General features: G+C 54.4%; 16 protein-coding genes. 10 read left to right on the forward strand and 6 right to left on the reverse strand.

Going from position 1 to position 16559, the window contains the following annotated elements:
* Positions 1-56: 56 nt before the first annotated feature.
* Both I6L74_RS11155 and I6L74_RS11160 read left to right on the forward strand, forming a co-directional pair.
* Positions 57-827, forward strand: a complete 771-nt coding sequence (locus I6L74_RS11155; RefSeq protein ID WP_059180031.1) for a DeoR/GlpR family DNA-binding transcription regulator — start codon at positions 57-59, stop codon at positions 825-827.
* Positions 828-891: 64 nt separating this feature from the next.
* Positions 892-1497, forward strand: a complete 606-nt coding sequence (locus I6L74_RS11160; protein WP_059180032.1) for an ATP-dependent Clp protease proteolytic subunit — start codon at positions 892-894, stop codon at positions 1495-1497.
* A 30-nt stretch (positions 1498-1527) separates the two neighbouring features.
* On the opposite strand, the gene I6L74_RS11165 is transcribed toward I6L74_RS11160, so the two are convergent.
* On the reverse strand, positions 1528-1824 hold the full coding sequence (locus I6L74_RS11165) for a hypothetical protein (protein WP_059180033.1): 297 nt from the start codon (positions 1822-1824) through the stop codon (positions 1528-1530).
* Between the two features lie 204 nt (positions 1825-2028).
* On the opposite strand from I6L74_RS11165, the gene I6L74_RS11170 reads away from it, so the two are divergent.
* The 3 genes from I6L74_RS11170 (at position 2029) to foxA (ending at position 6444) form a co-directional block, all read left to right on the forward strand.
* The gene (locus I6L74_RS11170) at positions 2029-3150 is read left to right on the forward strand and encodes a ribosomal protein uL16 3-hydroxylase (protein WP_059180034.1); all 1122 of its coding nucleotides are present in this window, start codon (positions 2029-2031) and stop codon (positions 3148-3150) included.
* Positions 3151-3236: 86 nt separating this feature from the next.
* The gene (locus tag I6L74_RS11175; RefSeq protein WP_059180035.1) at positions 3237-4214 is read left to right on the forward strand and encodes a helix-turn-helix transcriptional regulator; all 978 of its coding nucleotides are present in this window, start codon (positions 3237-3239) and stop codon (positions 4212-4214) included.
* 121 nt (positions 4215-4335) lie between these two features.
* Complete coding sequence (gene foxA, locus I6L74_RS11180; protein WP_096759568.1) at positions 4336-6444, forward strand: ferrioxamine B receptor FoxA; 2109 nt, start codon at positions 4336-4338, stop codon at positions 6442-6444.
* 280 nt (positions 6445-6724) lie between these two features.
* Here the strand turns inward: foxA and I6L74_RS11185 are convergent, their stop codons facing one another.
* Together I6L74_RS11185 and I6L74_RS11190 are read right to left on the reverse strand one after the other, a co-directional pair.
* Positions 6725-7873, reverse strand: coding sequence for an integrase core domain-containing protein (locus I6L74_RS11185; protein WP_059180804.1), 1149 nt, complete (start codon positions 7871-7873; stop codon positions 6725-6727).
* 379 nt (positions 7874-8252) lie between these two features.
* Positions 8253-9668, reverse strand: a complete 1416-nt coding sequence (locus tag I6L74_RS11190) for an aminotransferase-like domain-containing protein (RefSeq protein WP_059180234.1) — start codon at positions 9666-9668, stop codon at positions 8253-8255.
* A 176-nt stretch (positions 9669-9844) separates the two neighbouring features.
* On the opposite strand from I6L74_RS11190, the gene I6L74_RS11195 reads away from it, so the two are divergent.
* Positions 9845-10006: a DUF1127 domain-containing protein gene (locus I6L74_RS11195; protein ID WP_072241945.1), complete on the forward strand. Its 162-nt coding sequence runs from the start codon at positions 9845-9847 to the stop codon at positions 10004-10006.
* Positions 10007-10056: 50 nt separating this feature from the next.
* On the opposite strand, the gene I6L74_RS11200 is transcribed toward I6L74_RS11195, so the two are convergent.
* Positions 10057-10311 carry a DUF4282 domain-containing protein gene (locus I6L74_RS11200; RefSeq protein WP_059180233.1) on the reverse strand — a complete coding sequence of 85 codons (255 nt, stop codon included), beginning with the start codon at positions 10309-10311 and terminating at the stop codon, positions 10057-10059.
* 100 nt (positions 10312-10411) lie between these two features.
* Positions 10412-11803, reverse strand: coding sequence for a MocR-like pyridoxine biosynthesis transcription factor PdxR (gene pdxR, locus I6L74_RS11205; protein WP_059180232.1), 1392 nt, complete (start codon positions 11801-11803; stop codon positions 10412-10414).
* A gap of 104 nt (positions 11804-11907) precedes the next feature.
* Between pdxR and I6L74_RS11210 the strand changes: the two genes are divergently transcribed.
* The 4 genes from I6L74_RS11210 (at position 11908) to I6L74_RS11225 (ending at position 15175) form a co-directional block, all read left to right on the forward strand.
* Positions 11908-12387, forward strand: coding sequence for a carboxymuconolactone decarboxylase family protein (locus I6L74_RS11210; protein ID WP_059180231.1), 480 nt, complete (start codon positions 11908-11910; stop codon positions 12385-12387).
* Between the two features lie 177 nt (positions 12388-12564).
* Entirely contained in the window at positions 12565-13029 is a 465-nt protein-coding gene (locus I6L74_RS11215) for a MarR family winged helix-turn-helix transcriptional regulator (RefSeq protein ID WP_059180230.1), read from the forward strand.
* A 2-nt stretch (positions 13030-13031) separates the two neighbouring features.
* Positions 13032-14096: an HlyD family secretion protein gene (locus I6L74_RS11220; protein ID WP_059180229.1), complete on the forward strand. Its 1065-nt coding sequence runs from the start codon at positions 13032-13034 to the stop codon at positions 14094-14096.
* A gap of 2 nt (positions 14097-14098) precedes the next feature.
* Complete coding sequence (locus I6L74_RS11225) at positions 14099-15175, forward strand: DUF2955 domain-containing protein (RefSeq protein ID WP_059180228.1); 1077 nt, start codon at positions 14099-14101, stop codon at positions 15173-15175.
* Here I6L74_RS11225 and I6L74_RS11230 read toward each other — a convergent pair.
* Positions 15145-16443 (reverse strand): DUF445 domain-containing protein, encoded by a 1299-nt coding sequence (locus I6L74_RS11230; RefSeq protein ID WP_059180227.1) that lies wholly within the window; start codon positions 16441-16443, stop codon positions 15145-15147. The two genes, I6L74_RS11225 and I6L74_RS11230, sit on opposite strands and share 31 nt — an antisense overlap.
* Positions 16444-16559: the final 116 nt, after the last annotated feature.

Below are 16559 nucleotides of genomic sequence, written 5' to 3' on the forward strand. Positions count from 1 at the left end.
GCGTCATGCAACATTATGCGCATTGATGCTCGATTTGGATTTTAACAGGATTTATTATGCTCGATTATGCTGCTTTTCCGGAACAACGGCAAGATCGGATCCGCGCGATCCTTCAGGAGAACGGCAGAGTGGTATGCGCCGAACTGGCGACGCAAATGAGGGTGTCGGAACATACGATTCGCCGTGATTTACATGAACTTAGTAAAGAAGGTATTTGCAAAAAAGTCTACGGCGGCGCGGTGCTCCAGCTGCCGGATGCCGGAAATTTCTTTAGTCGTGAGCAGAAAAATAGTGCAATAAAAGACACAATCGCGCAAAAAGCTGCAACATTTATCAAGCCAGGGAGTTGTATTTTTATCGACACCGGCACGACCAATCTCGCGCTGGCGAAGGCGATCCCTGCCGATCTTAGCGTGACGATCGTAACCAATTCTCCGGCGATTGCGGCGGAACTGCTGCGTCATCCGCAGTGCGACGTGATCATGACCGGCGGACAGATCCAGCGTGCGTCGGGCGGAACGGTGTGCGCGACGGCGGCGAGCCAGATCCAGGGCATTATTTTTGATCAGGCCTTTATTGGCGGCTGCGCGATGGATCCGGAAACGGGTCTGACCGGCTTTGATTTTGCTGACTGTGAGTTCAAGAAAATGGTTATTGCACAGAGCAGTCAGACGCTGGTGGCGCTGACGACGGATAAAATCCCCGGCGTGGCGCGCTTTGTGGTGGCGAAAAGCAGCGATATCGATGTGCTGGTCGTCGAAGCGAGTATGGACAACGCGGTTTTAGACGCGTTTGCGGCTCAGGATGTTCGCATTGTGTGCGCCTGAGGACTTTGACAGGCAAAACAGGCTACACTCTGATTTTGAGCGCTAAGAGCCGAGGATAAGAACAATGCACTACTCACAGAAAGATCGCGATAACACGGATAAAGCAGAAGGCAAAAACGGCACGGGCGCTTTGCAGCAAAAGCTGCTTGAGTCACGCTCGATTATTATTTCTGGCGAAATTGACCAGACGCTGGCGGAAAAAGTGATTACTCAGATGATCCTGCTGCAAAGCGTCAGCAACGATCCGATCAAGCTCTATATCAACAGCCAGGGCGGCCACGTTGAAGCGGGCGACACCATCCACGACTTCATCAAATTTATTCGTCCGGACGTGCATGTCATCGGCACTGGTTGGGTCGCAAGCGCGGGGATCACTATCTTCCTGGCGGCGAAAAAAGAGCATCGTTACGCGCTGCCGAATACCCGCTTTATGATCCACCAGCCGCTGGGCGGCGTGCGCGGTCAGGCGACGGATATTGAAATCGAAGCGCGCGAAATCATCCGCATGCTGGAGCGCGTAAACAAACTGATTTCTGACGCGACCGGACAGCCGCTGGAAAAAGTGAAAAAAGACACCGACCGTAACTTCTGGATGTCCCCTGCGGAGGCGCTGGACTACGGCATCGTGGGCAAAATCATCACACATTATGATGATTTAAAGCTGGATTAATCGCTCCCGTTAGCGCCCACGGTTCGGGCGCTAACGTACCTCAAACACCACGGCCATCCAGTTCGTTCTGGTATTTTCTGGAAAGGCTGGATAAGGATCGAGCGGTGTACATGCCCCCGCCCAAATATAGACATCCTCGTCGATGCGATACCAGTGCGCATTGCCTTCCACCGCGTCACCCACGACCGCTCCCTGAACACCCACCGGACTTCCTGCGAGCAACTCACGCGCGACAGGTGAGAAAATCGACGGACTTTCTTTGCGCGCATACACGCTCATCAGGGTTTGCACGTTGCCGGTGACTGGCAGTTCGGTGAAGGGGTGCATATCTGACCTCATCAAAACACTCTCTTATTAATTAACGATATAAGTCGCAGTGAATCAGGCGCTCACGATAAAGAATGAAACTGTCACGGTGTGTCATGCGAATGGCTGAAGATGCGCTTTTCGCTGCCACTTGACCCACGACAAGGCAGCCCAACGTCGGCTCTTTCATAATCGCGCCTGTCTCTCATCTCACTGGTGCTTTCCATGGCGTATCAACTGAATCTCAACTGGCCAGAATTCCTTGAAAAATACTGGCAAAAACAACCCGTTGTGCTGAAAAATGCCTTCCCGAATTTTATCGATCCGATCACGCCAGATGAGCTGGCAGGGCTGGCGATGGAGCCTGAGGTGGATAGCCGTCTGGTGACCCATTTCAACAATCAATGGCAGGCCAGCAACGGCCCGTTCGAGCATTTCGATGGCCTCGGTGAAACCGGCTGGTCGCTGCTGGCGCAGGCGGTGAATCACTGGCATATGCCCTCCGCCGAGCTGGTGCGTCCGTTCCGCGTACTGCCAGACTGGCGTCTTGACGATCTGATGATCTCTTATTCCGTACCGGGCGGCGGCGTGGGTCCGCATATCGATCAATACGATGTGTTTATCATTCAGGGGATGGGGAGCCGTCGCTGGCGCGTGGGTGACAAGCTGCCGATGCGTCAGTTCTGCCCGCATCCGGCATTGCTGCACGTCGATCCTTTCACACCGATCGTTGATGAAGATTTGGAACCGGGCGATATTCTGTATATTCCACCTGGATTCCCGCACGACGGCTTTACCCATGAAACTGCGCTGAACTATTCCGTTGGTTTCCGTGGGCCGAACGGTCGCGATCTGATCAGCAGCTTTGCGGATTACGCGCTGGAAAACGATCTGGGTGGCGAGCACTACAGCGATCCGGATCTGACCTGTCGCGCGCATCCTGGCCGCATTGAACAGTACGAACTCGATCGCCTGCGCAGCATGATGATCGAGATGATCAGCCAGCCGGACGATTTCAAAAAATGGTTCGGGAGCTTTGTCTCTACGCCGCGCCACGAGCTGGATATCGCTGCGGCGGAACCGGCATATGAGCCAGAAGAGGTGCTGGACGCGTTGATGGGCGGTGAAACGCTGAGCCGTCTGAGCGGCCTGCGCGTGCTGAACATCGGAGACAGCTTCTTTATCAACAGCGAACAGCTCGAAACTGTAGATGCGAAAGCCGCCGACGTGCTGTGTCGTTACACCGAGTTTGGCCAGGCTGAACTGGGTGACGCACTGCAAAATCCGGCGTTTATCGACGAACTGACCAGTCTGATTAACCAGGGTTACTGGTATTTCGACGAGTAAGCCGCTCCGCTAAATAGGCGACGGCGTAGCCTTTGCGCCGTCGCAATGATAAGGTTTCTCCGTCTCCCGTTTACGCAAACATCACTATGAATCTTGCCTCGCCGTCATATCCGTCAAATAAGCGCCTGTTTTGCGTGGAAGACTTTATCGGTTTTGGCGAGCGCTACGGCATTGATTATCACTTTCCGCGCCTCAACGATGTGGCTAGCCAAAACAGCCCGGTGCTGCATGGCGACGTCGAAGAGATGACTCTTTCCTCCGGTATTTCGTTAACCCATTCTGATGTGCGCGTGCTTCAGCCCTATGAAACCACCTCCCGCCACAGCAGCCCGCTGTATATGCTGGTGGTGCTGGAAGGGTGCGTCACGTTGACGCTGAACGGCGAAGAATATCAGGTGCGATCCGGGATGGCGTTCAGTTCGTGTTTAAGCGAGCAGCAGGTAATGAGCGCACGCCACGCCGCCGATAGCACATTGAAAACGCTCTCTTTTGGCGTCTATCCAAACGATGCCCAGCGCGAGAGTTTGCTGGAATCGCTGCTTCAGGAATGGCAGTGTCTGCATGCGCCGACGTTTGTCTGGCAGGTGCCGGGATTTGTGCTGACGGGTATTCAGCATGCGCAGCAGCATGGTTTAAGTGCGCTATCGCGCAAGCTGCTGCTGGAAGGGCTGATGTATCAGTTGCTCGGTCACGGCTTGCATCAGCGTCAGCAGCAGCAGGTGAATTGTCGCGCATTGCCGATGGCCGGTGAACGCGCGCGTCTGGAACATATCCGGCAGATGCTGGAACAGTCACCGGAACAGGAGTTCACGCTTGCACATCTGGCGGCTCAGGCGGCGATGAGCCCGAGCAGCCTGCGCAGTAAATTCCGCCAGGCGTATGGCTGCACGGTATTCGACTATCTGCGTGACTGCCGTCTTGAACTGGCGCGCCGTTATCTGCTTGAAGGCCACAGCGTTCAGCAGGCGGCATGGATGTCTGGCTATCAGCACGCTACCAATTTCTCTACCGCGTTTCGCCGTCGCTACGGCATCTCCCCCGGCGATTTACGCCAGCGCGGCTAACGCACTTTCCCCTTTCGCGCGAATGCATCGCGTGCGGTTTGTCATTGCGCATACGTAACCTGGCGGTGCGCATAGCTGTTTGCGATCTCAAAAAGGTAATAATTCTTATTAACAATTAGAAATGCCTTTGGAGATTTTCATGTTCGCTCATTCACGGCTGGCCTTGCTGATAGGGTGCGTTACCGGGAGCGTTGCGTTCCCTTTGCTGGCGCAGGATGCTCAAAAAACCGAAACCGTTGTGGTCACTTCGCAAATGCAAAGTGGCGCGACCAAACTCGAAACGCCGGATATCGAAACGCCGCAGGCTGTGTCGATTGTCACGCGCGAACAGTTTGAAGAGCAGGGCGCAACCAGCGTGCGTCAGGCGGTGAGCTACACGCCGGGCGTTTACAGCAATCAGATTGGCGCGTCGAATCGTTTTGATTACATCGTACTGCGCGGGTTTTCCGACGGTAGCCTCGATAACATCTATCTCGACGGCCTAAAAATGATGGGCGACACCAACTCCCACAGCTCGCTGGTGGTTGACCCCTGGTTCCTGGAAAATATTGAAGTGGTGCGCGGTCCGGCCTCGGTGCTGTATGGCCGTTCATCGCCGGGCGGCATTGTCGCGCTCACCTCACGCAAACCGTCGTTCGATCCGGGCGGTGAGGTCAAACTGTTCGCCGGCAATAACGACCAGCGCGGCGCGATGTTCGACGTTACCGGCCCGTTGGACGACAACGACCGCGTGGCAGTGCGCCTGAGCGGCATGACGCGTTACGCCGATTCGCAGTTCGATCCGCTGAAAGAAGAACGCTACGCGCTGATGCCAAGCCTGACCTGGCGCATCACCGATAACACGCGTCTCGATCTGATGGCCTATCTGCACCGCGATCCTGAAGGCGGCAGCCACTCCGGTTTACCCTATGACGGTACGGTTGTTTCCCATAACGGCAAGAAAATTTCCAATACGTTCTTTGAAGGCGAGGACGATTACGACAAATACGATCGCCGCGAGAACATGGTGGGCTACAACATTGAACACATGTTCGATAACGGCTGGTCTGTGCGTCAGAAACTGCGTTATCTGCACACCAAAGTTGAGCTGAATCAGGTGTATGCCGCAGGCTGGCTGAATGACACTGAGCTTAACCGTGGTTATTCCGGTTCCGACGAGAAAATGAATGCCATTACGCTGGATAACCAGGTCGACGGCAGCTTTGATACCTGGGCGGTCAATCACCGCGTGCTGATCGGCATGGATTATCAGGATCGTAGCAACAATACCACCGGCTACTACGGTGGCTTCCCGGCAATTGATGCGTTCCATCCGGTGTACGGCGCGAAGCCAGACTACATAACGATGTATGGCCAGGAAAAACATAAGCTGCGTCAGACCGGCTATTACCTGCAGGATCAGATGTCCATCGATCGCTGGCGTTTGACGCTCGGCGGGCGTTATGACCAGGTGAGCGTCTCGAATATTGATAAGCTGAATAATACCCGCAGCGATCTGGATAAGAATAATTTCAGCAGCCGTGCGGCGTTGTTATACCTCTTTGATAATGGCGTTGCGCCGTACATCAGCTATTCCACCGCGTTTACGCCGACCAGTTTTGCCGATGAGAATGGCCAAATTCTTGACCCAATGACAGGCAAGCAGTGGGAAGCGGGCGTGAAATATGAGCCGGAAGGAATGAACAGTCAGTTCAGCGCATCCGTGTTCCGCATCAACCAGAAAAATATCGCCACAAAAGAGGAGCCGACCGATCCGTATCGTTCTATCGGCGAAATCGAATCTGAAGGCGTAGAACTTGAGGCGGTTGGCCAGCTTACTGACAGCCTACGTATGCAGGCGGCGTATACCTACACCGATATTCGTTACAAGAAAAGCAGCCCAGAGGAAGAGGGTAAACGCGCGGTTTACGCCCCACGCAATATGGCAAGCGCATGGCTGAGCTACGATGTCAAAACCGGTCCGCTGGACGGCCTGACGATAGGTTCCGGCGTGCGTTACGTGAACGGTGTGACCAGCGATCGCCAGAACACGCATACGTTGCCGTCTTATACGCTGGTGGATATGGCGGTGGGCTACGATCTGTCGAAGGTTGGGCTGACGGGTGTGAGCGCGCAGCTTAACGTCAATAACCTGACCGACGAAAGCTACGTGGCGGCGTGTAACTCGCTCTCATATTGCTACTTTGGTGCCGAGCGCAGCATTGTCGGCAGCGTGTCGTGGAAGTTCTGATTTGTTAGCTGTTGCCCGGTGGCGTTGCGTCTGCCGGGCCTCAGAGCTGGGTTCCTGCCCTTTACAGGCTGAGGAGATGGTTGCACATTGTACTCACTCTCCATTTAGGGAGAGGGCTGGGGTGAGGGGGAGCATGTTGCTCAGGAGGTTATTCCGTTCACTTCCAGACACGTTCTTCTCTGTGGTTCCTGAAACGGTGAACGTGTTAAGGGGGCTATCGTGTATGAACCGGTCACATGGGTTACAGATCTGACCGGTCACACAGGTAACACTTTTTGACTTAATCGGCCCGGATTATACGATGATTTCGTCTGTCGTACCGGGCCAGTATCAGTTCACCAAATCCTATCTCATCCAGATCTTCTTCGACCTGCTTCATCCATATCCATTCTCCCCTCAGCGCCTCCGATAAAAATATCCGGGTACTGTTAAAGCATAAATCGCCTTTTACTGAGACGCGTAATGTCCGTGCCTCATCCGGTACCGGCATTGCCTTCCATGGGCCGGTAAAGATGCGCTCTGACGGATACCAGACCGAGCCGGGTGTTTTTCCGCCCAGCGCCTTGTGGGGGCGAATGTCATTAAACTCACTACGCCAGGCATCCAGCCAGGCCTGCTGCTCTTCCAGGGACGTGAACTTTGTATGCCGCTTTAGTGCATCCTTCAGGGTCCGGTGCATCCGCTCATGCCGCCCGTTCTCCGTGGGTTTACCCGGCCGGATACGTTCCGGCAGGACACCACATTTAATCAGCCAGATGGACATCTGGCTCAGCCCCCACAGGCCAGCACCGGCAAACGGCGGTCCGTTGTCCGTACGCAGCACCTGCGGCATACCGCATTCCCGGAACACCCGTTCAAGGCAGGGAATGACAAACCGGCCGTCAGGCATATAGGTGGCATCGCACGCCAGCACTATCCTGCTACAGTTGTCGGTCAGCGTGAAAGGATGACACCAGCGCCCGCCGGTATGAGTAAATTTACCCTTGAAATCGGCACTCCAGACCTCATTGGGGTGGACGACAGTATGTAGTTCATGAGGACGTGTGGATTTAAAAGCCGGAGGCCGACGCTTTTTAACCAGCCCGTGAACCCGAAACAGCTCTCCAATCGTACTGGCCGCAGGCACGCAGATGATATTCAGGTTAAGCAGTCGCTGCCTGATTTTCTCCGGCCCCCATAGCGGGTGCTGCTGTTTAGTGTCCAGCAACAGCTGCACCATGGGTTCAGGGGTTGAGTTCTGGTGATGGCGCGCCCGGGAGCGGTCAGCCAGGGAGGCTGCATCATCCGGTGAAAAACGGGCCAGCCACTTGTAACCGGTCTTACGGCTGATATTAAAGCGGCGGCATACCTCGGCAACTGGAAGGTTGCCTTCAAGGCAGGCCGCGACAAACTGCAAACGTTGCATGGTAACAGTCTCAGTCCAGGGCACGGTAAACCTCCGTCAGATGTTTACCGTACTGTTATAACCTGTTACCCATGTGCCCGGTTTAAAGTGTTACCCATGTGACCGGTTCATACATCGCCGCCCCCTTAACAATCCCGGCTCCCGGCAAGAAAATCGCCGCTACGCGGTACTTTCGTCTTATTCCCTTCGGCTTTCGGGTCGGTCGCGATCCTGCATCCATGCAGGTCACGCCCTCTCCGCGCATCCCTGCGCGTCGCCCCGGCCTTTGGTCAACGACTCAACGATTTACAGCCGGACCATAGCATCGCTGTAATTTTTCTATGTTAAATGAGCCATTTCCATTGCTTCAGAATGAAGATTACTGCGGCCTCCAGCGCTACGGTTGAGGCATCAGGCCACATCTTTACTCCTCCATTGCAATATGTATCGCCTCGCCCATTTTCTTCAGCGCCTCGCGGTTTTTCTCGTTTGCCGGCAGAGCAACGTTGATGCGCAGGCAGTTGCGATATTTACCTGAGGCGGAGAACAGCGATCCCGCGGCGGCCTGTATTTTCAGCGCGCACAGCTGTTTGCTGACGCAGACCATATCCACCTGTTCCGGTAATTCCACCCACAGTAAAAAACTCCCTTGCGGGCGCGTCACGCAGATCTCCGCCGGAAAATACTGGCGCACCCAACAGGTAAATGTTTCCATATTCTGCTGATAAATTTGGCGCATACGCCGCACATGACGATGGTAGTGCCCATCGCGAATAAACGCGGCGACCGCCATTTGCGTCGCCGGAACGTTAAACCCGCCCGCCGCATATTTCATGTGCATCACCCGGTCATAATAGCGACCCGGCACAATCCAGCCCACGCGCAGCCCAGGCGCAACGGTTTTGGTAAACGAGCTGCACAGGATCACGCGGCCGTCGATATCGAAAGAGTGAATCGTGCGCGGACGCGGATATTCCGCTGCCAGCTCGCCATAGATATCGTCTTCGACAATCACGATATCGTGGCGCTGTGCCAGCGCCAGAACCTGCCGTTTGCGCGTTTCCGGCATGATAAAACCGAGCGGATTGTTGCAGTTAGGCACCAGAATCACCGCTTTAATCGGCCACTGCTCCAGCGCCAGTTCCAGGGCTTCAATGCTGATCCCGGTTTGCGGATCGGTCGGGATTTCAATAGCTTTGATATCAAACCCGCGTAGCATCTGCATGGTGCCGTGGAATGAGGGCGACTCCACCGCCACGATATCGCCCGGCTTGCAGACAGAAAGCAGCGCGATCGACAGCGCACCGTGACAGCCGTTAGTGATAACAATTTCATCTGCCGAAACGGTCGAACCGCCGTCGAGCATCAGGCGTGCGATTTGCTCGCGTAGCTCTTGGCGTCCTTCCAGCATGTCGTAGCTCAGCATTTCGCAGGGATTATGTTGTGCAATCCGGCTCATCTCGCGCCACAGTGGTTTCAGGCTCGGCTGGGTAAGATCCGGCGAACCGCCGCCAAAAGAGATCATCTCGCGATCGCCACGAGCATCCAGCAGCATCATCACTTCATCCCACTGGGTTACATCGACTGGGCGCTGTACCGGGCGCGTCATGGCGGGCACGGGGGGCTGGGCTTTGCGTTGTGAGACAAAATAGCCTGAGCGCGGCTGCGGGGTAATGAGCTGGAGATTTTCCAGAATCTGATAGGCCTGCTGAATGGTACTGATACTGACGCCGTGTTCCTGGCTCAATGCGCGCACCGATGGTAAACGCTCGCCGTTACGATACAGCCCTTGTTCAATACGTTCCGCCAGGAGATTGGCCAGATGTTGGTAGCGCGTCATGCTGTATCCTTTGTTTTTGCCATACAGATTGTCAAACCAGTACAGATGGCCGCAGAAAACGGCATTCAGATACTGTTTTAGCGGATCTGTATGTTAAAGAAAAGTTGTTTTTGAATCTGTATTGCAGACGGGTATTTCGTTGATGATAAGGCCTCTGGCAACGTGAGGAAATCATCATGGAATTTAACGAAAATCGTTCAGCTCGCCCGTTTATTGGCTTCGTTTTAATCTGGCGGGCATTTAAAAAATGGCGTCACCGCGAACAAACGCGACGTATTTTGCAGGCAATGAGTGACGAACAGCTGCGGGATGTCGGATTAACCCGTTATGACGCGTGAAAGAGTGGGAACGGCATTTATCTGCACGGTGGCAGATAAATGCCTGAATATTATTCTGCAGGTGTTTTGCTGGTGTTATCCGCAATGCGGCGCAGATATTCGTTATTTTTAAATGCCACCATAATTAATTCAAACATCACGCGACAGCCAATCAGGCTGAAGATCATGCCGAAAAAGCCGGTGAACAGATGTTCGGTAAACATGGAGTACAGGCCGCCAATCAGAATAAACAGCATGGCGATCCAGTAGAAAAAGACTAATACGCGCGGTGTGAGCAGGTAATCAAATCCCAGGATTGATTTCATTTTATTGTCCTTATAATAAAGTCGATATCGACAAAAGAGCGCAGAGTATAAAGTGATGTACGGTCTCGCACACCTACAAATATTTCCCGGGTAGATGCGTTCATTCTAACAGACGCAATGTTTCAGCCAACGGTTTGCGTAAAAGGATTAACGCTTCTTCATAGCTGCGCACATTGTTATAGCCCATCACCAGGCCATAACGTTTACCGGAGCTGCGATACCATTCGGATAACGCATTGACCTGAAGCTGATGCTGCTGCCAGAGACGCGCGACTTCGCGATCGTCACTGCCTTTGGTCGAAAAGGCGACAATGTGCATGCCGCCATCGTTTTGTTCAGTGAAAAACCGATCGCCGTACACGTCATCGAGCGCGGCGATCATCCAGTCGCGCCGCTGCTGATACAGCGCGCGCATCTTTTTGAGATGGCGGAAAAAGTGCCCATCGCCGAGAAAAGCTGCGAGGATCTTTTGCGTCAACACCGGCTGACCGCTGGTGACGATATCCGCGCAATCGGCAAACGCCGCGACCGTGCTGACGGGCATCACCACGTAGCCCATGCGCAATGATGGCATCACGGTTTTGCTAAACGTCCCCATAAAAATCACCCGATCGTGGCGATCCAAACTTTTCAATGATGGCAGCACCTTGCGGGTGTAGTGGAATTCGCCGTCGTAATCATCCTCTATAATCCACGCGTCATTCTGACTCGCCCAGTCGAGCAACTGCTGCTTGCGTGGAAGAGAAAGGGTGACTGCCAGCGGACTTTGGTGCGAAGGCGTGACGATGGCAAACCGTGCGTCGCGATGGTGGCGCAGCAGATAATCAGTATCCATTCCAGAACGATCTACCGGCACGGTGTGCAGGCGGGGAACGAGACGTTTAAGCAGTTGCTGACCCATAAAATAGCCCGGATCTTCAAACACCACCTTATCGCTACGGCTGGCAAGCGTATCCAGAATCAGACGCAGACTGCCGCTGTAACCGCTGGTTATCAGCACTTGCTCAGCCGTACAGGATAAACCCCGCGAAATATTCAGGTAGCTGGCGATCGCCTGACGCAGCGGATACCAGCCCATGACGGGCGGGCTGAGCATCTCTTCCTGGCGCATTGAGCGCGTCGCCTGACCTGCCAGCAGCAGCCATTTCTTATACGGAAAACAGTCCAGCGCCGGAATGCCGGGACGCAGAAAACCGGTGCGTTCACGCTGGCTTATCAGTGATTCGGGCAGTTTTCCGGTTGTCTGATCCTGAGGGGCGTTCTGGCTGGCAGGGAGATTAAGATCCGGATTGACCCGCGTCCCGCGCGCGCCCTGACTCACCAGATAGCCTTCACCAATTAAAATGGCGTAGGCCGTTTCGACCGTTTTGCGCGCGACTTTTAGCTCTTCGGCCAGCACGCGAATGGCAGGCACTTTATCGCCAGGCTTCAGCACGCCACGCGCGATGTTGTCGCGATAGCGGGTGTAAATATCGTGATAGCCTGATTTCATGTCCTACCTATTTTTATGGATTTTGTATCTTTTTACTATGCCATTAACGACGTAAATTTGCTCCATCGCATGACACATGCCGCACAAAAAAAAGAGGAAAGACCATGAGCACTCGCGTCAATCACCACAAAGCCACTCCCGCACTTGCTAAAGCGCTGTCCGACCTGAGCATGGCGATCGGCAAAACATCCATCGATCCTGCGCTCAAGCACCTGAACGACATCCGCGTTTCCCAGCTCAACGGCTGTACTTTCTGTCTGGATATGCACAGTAAAGAGGCGAAAATTGCCGGTGAACGTGAATTGCGTCTTTATCACCTGACGGTCTGGCGCGAATCGCCGCTGTTCAGCGCCCGTGAAAAAGCCGCGCTGGCGTTCACCGAAGCGCTGACGCAAATTACCCCGGAAGGGGTGAGCGATGAGTTATACCGGAGCGTGTCAGAGCATTTCTCGGATACCGAGATTTCCGAGCTGAACTTTGCCATCGTGGCGATCAACGCCTGGAACCGTTTGGGCATCACTTCGCGCATGGAGCCGGGCGCGATGGATGTGGCGTATGGACTGAATAAAGCGAATCTGGAATAAGTCGGTATTATGTAAATCTTGTCCGCACGATTAGTGATAATCGCCCTTTCCTCATAGAGAGGGCGAACCGCGCACACCTTTCTCGCCTCTTTCACAATTCCTGCTCTTTCACCCTTCGTTTCTTGATACTTACCCTGATAACTATTATCTTGTCCGCGAGTGATGAGAGGATTTCCCATGAGCGAAGAAGATCTGTTCTGCCGCAGGCCGATGGGCATGCGGATGGCCATGATTGTGCGTCAGTGGCGCGCGGTGATTGACGACGCCATTCTCGATACGGGGTTAACTCAGTCGAGCTGGACGGTGATGATGCAGCTTGAGCAGTTGGGGGAAAATGTCTCGGTGAGCGAGCTGGCGGAAGTGCAGGGTATCGAACTGCCGCCGCTGATGCGCACGCTTACACAGCTGGAAAAGCAGGGCTATCTGCTGCGCACCACATCGCCTTATGACAAGCGCATCCGGCTGCTGACACTCACGCCGGAAGGCAAAGCGGTGCTGAAAACCCTCACGCGTGTGATTGAGGAATTTCAGACTCGCGTATCGCAAAATATTGCGCCTGAACATCTCGACATTTTCAGCGCAACATTAAATCAAATCGCCTGCAATTTGCGGACAATCCGCGAAGAAGATAACAAGATCTAAAAATGACTCCTGAACAAAAGTTTGCCCGTTGGGTAAGGGTAAGTATTGCCTCTTTCCTGCTGATGTTTGTCTATTTTATCGTTGCCGATATCTGGATCCCGCTGACGCCGGACTCCACCGTGATGCGCGTGGTGACGCCCGTTTCTGCACGCGTTTCTGGCTACGTGGCGGCGGTCCATGTGCACAATAACAGTCAGGTGAATAGGGGCGCTGTGCTGTTTGAACTCGATCCCACGCCGTTTCGCAATAAAGTCGAAGCCGCGCAAATCGCGCTTGAGCAGGCTCGGCTCGCTAACCAACAGCTGGATGCCCAGATTGTCGCCGCCCAGGCGAGCCTGAAAACCGCGCAGCTCACCGCCCGTAACGATAAAGTCACGTTTGAGCGTTATCAAAAACTGAGCGCCCTGCAAAACGTGTCGCAGGCGGATCTGGATAACGTTCGCACCGCCTGGCAGAGCAGCGAGCAGTCGGTCGCGAATCTGGACGCCAACATCCATAACCTGCGCATTGAGCGCGGCGAGCGGGATGAAAAGCGTAACGTGACGCTGCAAAAATACCGCAATGCGCTGGAAGAGGCCGAGCTGGATCTGAGCTGGACGAAAGTCTACGCCCAGGCCGATGGCACGGTGAGTAACGTTCAGCTAAGCCCCGGCTTTTACGCGTCGTCCGGCTCGGCGGCGCTGGCGCTGGTGAACAATCAAACCGATATCGTGGCCGATTTTCGCGAGAAAAGTTTACGTCATACGCATCAGGGGACCGACGCCGCCGTGGTATTTGATGCGTTCCCGGGCCGCGTTTTCCGTGCACATGTTTCCAGCAGCGATGCCGGGATCCTGGCGGGGCAGGAGGCGGTAAACGGCGAGCTGTCTGCGCCGGAAACCTCTAATCGCTGGGTACGCGACGCGCAGCGTATGCGCATTCACATCGCGCTGGACGAAGCGCTGCCAAAACATCTGCCGACCGGCGCTCGCGCTACCGTGCAGTTGTATAACAGCGAAGGGCCGTTCGCACGCTTCTTCTCGGGGCTGCAAATTCATCTCGTCAGCCTACTGCATTATGTTTATTGATCATGTCTATTAACACTCTTGCGCGGGTGTTTACCCCGCACGGCAATATTGTCTATACGGCCAATGATTTTCGCCAGACGTTGCGCATCGTTTTTGCTGGCATGATTGCCCTGAGCATTTCGAGCTTTTACAACACCACCTACGGCGTGTTTTACGTGGTGTATCCGATCATGCTGCTGTCGCTGGTGCCGGTGTTTAATCGTCATGTCGCAAAACAATTTGTTTTCAGCGCGTCGATAAACTGCATCGAAATGGTGATTATCATCGGCTATTTGTCGCAATGGCCGCTGATCATGACGCTTGTGGTGTTTGCCCTGTACGTCATGCGTTTTCGCTTTATGAGCCAGGGGCCGCTGTTCCTGTTTGGTTCGATGGGCGTGGTGTGTCAGAGCGTGATGCTGAACTTTATGAGCTATCCCAGCACCAACTGGCATACCTTGCTGTTTTCAAATATCGAAGCCAGCGTGATGGCGGTGTGTCTGAGCGCGCTGATGCACTATTTGCTGCCGGACGTTGAGCCGCGCAAGCCGCCGCCACTGATCGAGAAAAACGCCGCCCGCGTGCGCCACGAATCCTTGCTTTCCGGAACGGTCGCCACGCTGATTTTCGTCGTTTTTCAGATAAGCGATCTGAGCGATTCTCTGTCGGCGCTGATGGCGGGCGTGTTGATTTTATTCCCAATGCACTATCGCGGCGCGGTGATGAGCTCGCTCTGGCGCGTGGTCGGCGTGGTGCTGGGCTGCTTGTACATTCTGGTGATGCAGCTGCTGCTCTACGATCACACCAGCCATATGGTGCTCATGATGCCGCTGATCGGCCTTGGGCTCGCATTTGGTGCGCGTCTGCACGTGATGGAAAAAGTCGGCGCTGGCGTGGGATTTGCCAGTATCACCACCATCGGCATTATGTTTGGACAGAATATGCATCCGGATGGCGATCTGGTGTTTAGCGATTTGTACCGCATCGTGTCCGTCACCGTGGCGCTGGTGGCCACGTTGACGCTGGTGTTCCTGGTGCATCTGATTCTGAACTGTTTTGAACCGACGCGTTACGTTATCGAGCCACCAAAAGACGCGTAGTGTGACAGCACGGCGGGCAGCTGTGACAGCAAGAACAGAATCAGGCCGATGGTGCCGCCCACCAGCGTGCCGTTGACGCGGATAAACTGCAGGTCTTTACCGATATTCAGCTCAATCTGGCGCGACATGTCTTTGGCATCCCAGCTTTTTACGGTGTCGCTGATGTGGCGCGTCAGAAACGTCGCAAAATCCGGCGCCACGCGATGCGCGGCCTGCTCCAGATGCTCGTTCAGCGAGGCGCGCAGGCTGGCGTCAGCGACCAGCGTTTCGCCAAACCACTGTCCGGCGTTAGCGATACGCTGTTTCACGCGGGAGTCATCGCTTTGCATATCGGCCTTCAGCCAGGCACGCAGATCGGCCCACATCTCGCCCAGATAACGGTTAAACGCCTCGTCATTTTTCAGATAGTGTTTGATGTTCTCGCCTTTGGCCGCCATTTCCGGATCGTTCTTCAGGTTGTCGATAAGTTTTAGCGTGGCGCGGTCAAACGCCTGGCGGATCTGATGGGTGCGGTCGTGGCTGATGTCATCAAGAATCGAATTGACCGCGTCCGACACCAGCTCGGCGCTCTGATCGCCGAGCCACTCAGTTGGCAGCATTTTCGACTTGCGCGGGTGTTCCGTCTTCAGCCAGTGGACGATTTGCGTGGCAATAAATTCGCGTGAGCTCTCCTTTTGAATCAGCGTGATCAGTTTGGAAATGATGGCGTCCAACAAAATCTGGTGACGGTTGTTTTTGGTCATGCTTTCCAGCATTACCGCGCTGGTTTGGGTAAAATCGACTTTATCGATAGCTTTGTGCACCGCGCGTTTCAGTAAGCGCTGAATGCGTCCGTCGTCGGTGAGTTCCAGAAACCCGCTCATCACCTGGATTAAATGCTGTCCGACCCGCTGGGCGTTGTCCGGCTGGCTAAACCAGTTGCCGATCATTTGTGCCGGTTCGTAGCGGCGGATTAGCGCCACTAATGATTGCGTATCCAGAAATTTTTCCTGCACGAACAAGCCGAGATTGTCGCCAATCCGGTCTTTATTGCGCGGGATAATCGCCGTATGACGTGAAATAAACGGGATCGGCACGCGACGAAACAACGCCACCACCGCAAACCAGTCCGCCAGCGCGCCGACCATCGCCGCCTCGGCAATAGATTTGACGCCTCGCACCCAGAAGGTCTGCGGCAGAAAGAGGGTGACAATAAAAGTGGCCACTGCAATCAGCAGGAGCGACAGCGCCAGCAGCTTGGCGCGTTTAAGTTCAGCTAATTTTTCCATAGGGTTAAGGATAGAGCGGAGCGTGGGGAAAGTGCAAAAAACGTTATCCAGACCATTATCAGAAACCTCTGGATATACCCAACTTTACGTCAAAAGCCAGTCATCTTGACTACCCT

This window comes from Lelliottia amnigena, assembly GCF_019047465.1.
Taxonomy (GTDB): domain Bacteria; phylum Pseudomonadota; class Gammaproteobacteria; order Enterobacterales; family Enterobacteriaceae; genus Enterobacter; species Enterobacter amnigenus.

Bases quoted from the DNA above. Each gene is read 5' to 3' on its own strand.
- I6L74_RS11225 (WP_059180228.1), top strand. From the start codon at position 14,099: ATGTCTATTAACACTCTTGCGCGGGTGTTTACCCCGCACGGCAATATT.
- I6L74_RS11215 (WP_059180230.1), top strand. From the start codon at position 12,565: ATGAGCGAAGAAGATCTGTTCTGCCGCAGGCCGATGGGCATGCGGATG.
- I6L74_RS11195 (WP_072241945.1), top strand. From the start codon at position 9,845: ATGGAATTTAACGAAAATCGTTCAGCTCGCCCGTTTATTGGCTTCGTT.
- I6L74_RS11220 (WP_059180229.1), top strand. From the start codon at position 13,032: ATGACTCCTGAACAAAAGTTTGCCCGTTGGGTAAGGGTAAGTATTGCC.
- I6L74_RS11200 (WP_059180233.1), bottom strand. From the start codon at position 10,311: ATGAAATCAATCCTGGGATTTGATTACCTGCTCACACCGCGCGTATTA.
- pdxR (WP_059180232.1), bottom strand. From the start codon at position 11,803: ATGAAATCAGGCTATCACGATATTTACACCCGCTATCGCGACAACATC.
- I6L74_RS11160 (WP_059180032.1), top strand. From the start codon at position 892: ATGCACTACTCACAGAAAGATCGCGATAACACGGATAAAGCAGAAGGC.
- I6L74_RS11170 (WP_059180034.1), top strand. From the start codon at position 2,029: ATGGCGTATCAACTGAATCTCAACTGGCCAGAATTCCTTGAAAAATAC.
- I6L74_RS11230 (WP_059180227.1), bottom strand. From the start codon at position 16,443: ATGGAAAAATTAGCTGAACTTAAACGCGCCAAGCTGCTGGCGCTGTCG.
- I6L74_RS11175 (WP_059180035.1), top strand. From the start codon at position 3,237: ATGAATCTTGCCTCGCCGTCATATCCGTCAAATAAGCGCCTGTTTTGC.
- I6L74_RS11210 (WP_059180231.1), top strand. From the start codon at position 11,908: ATGAGCACTCGCGTCAATCACCACAAAGCCACTCCCGCACTTGCTAAA.
- I6L74_RS11155 (WP_059180031.1), top strand. From the start codon at position 57: ATGCTCGATTATGCTGCTTTTCCGGAACAACGGCAAGATCGGATCCGC.
- I6L74_RS11190 (WP_059180234.1), bottom strand. From the start codon at position 9,668: ATGACGCGCTACCAACATCTGGCCAATCTCCTGGCGGAACGTATTGAA.
- foxA (WP_096759568.1), top strand. From the start codon at position 4,336: ATGCCTTTGGAGATTTTCATGTTCGCTCATTCACGGCTGGCCTTGCTG.
- I6L74_RS11165 (WP_059180033.1), bottom strand. From the start codon at position 1,824: ATGCACCCCTTCACCGAACTGCCAGTCACCGGCAACGTGCAAACCCTG.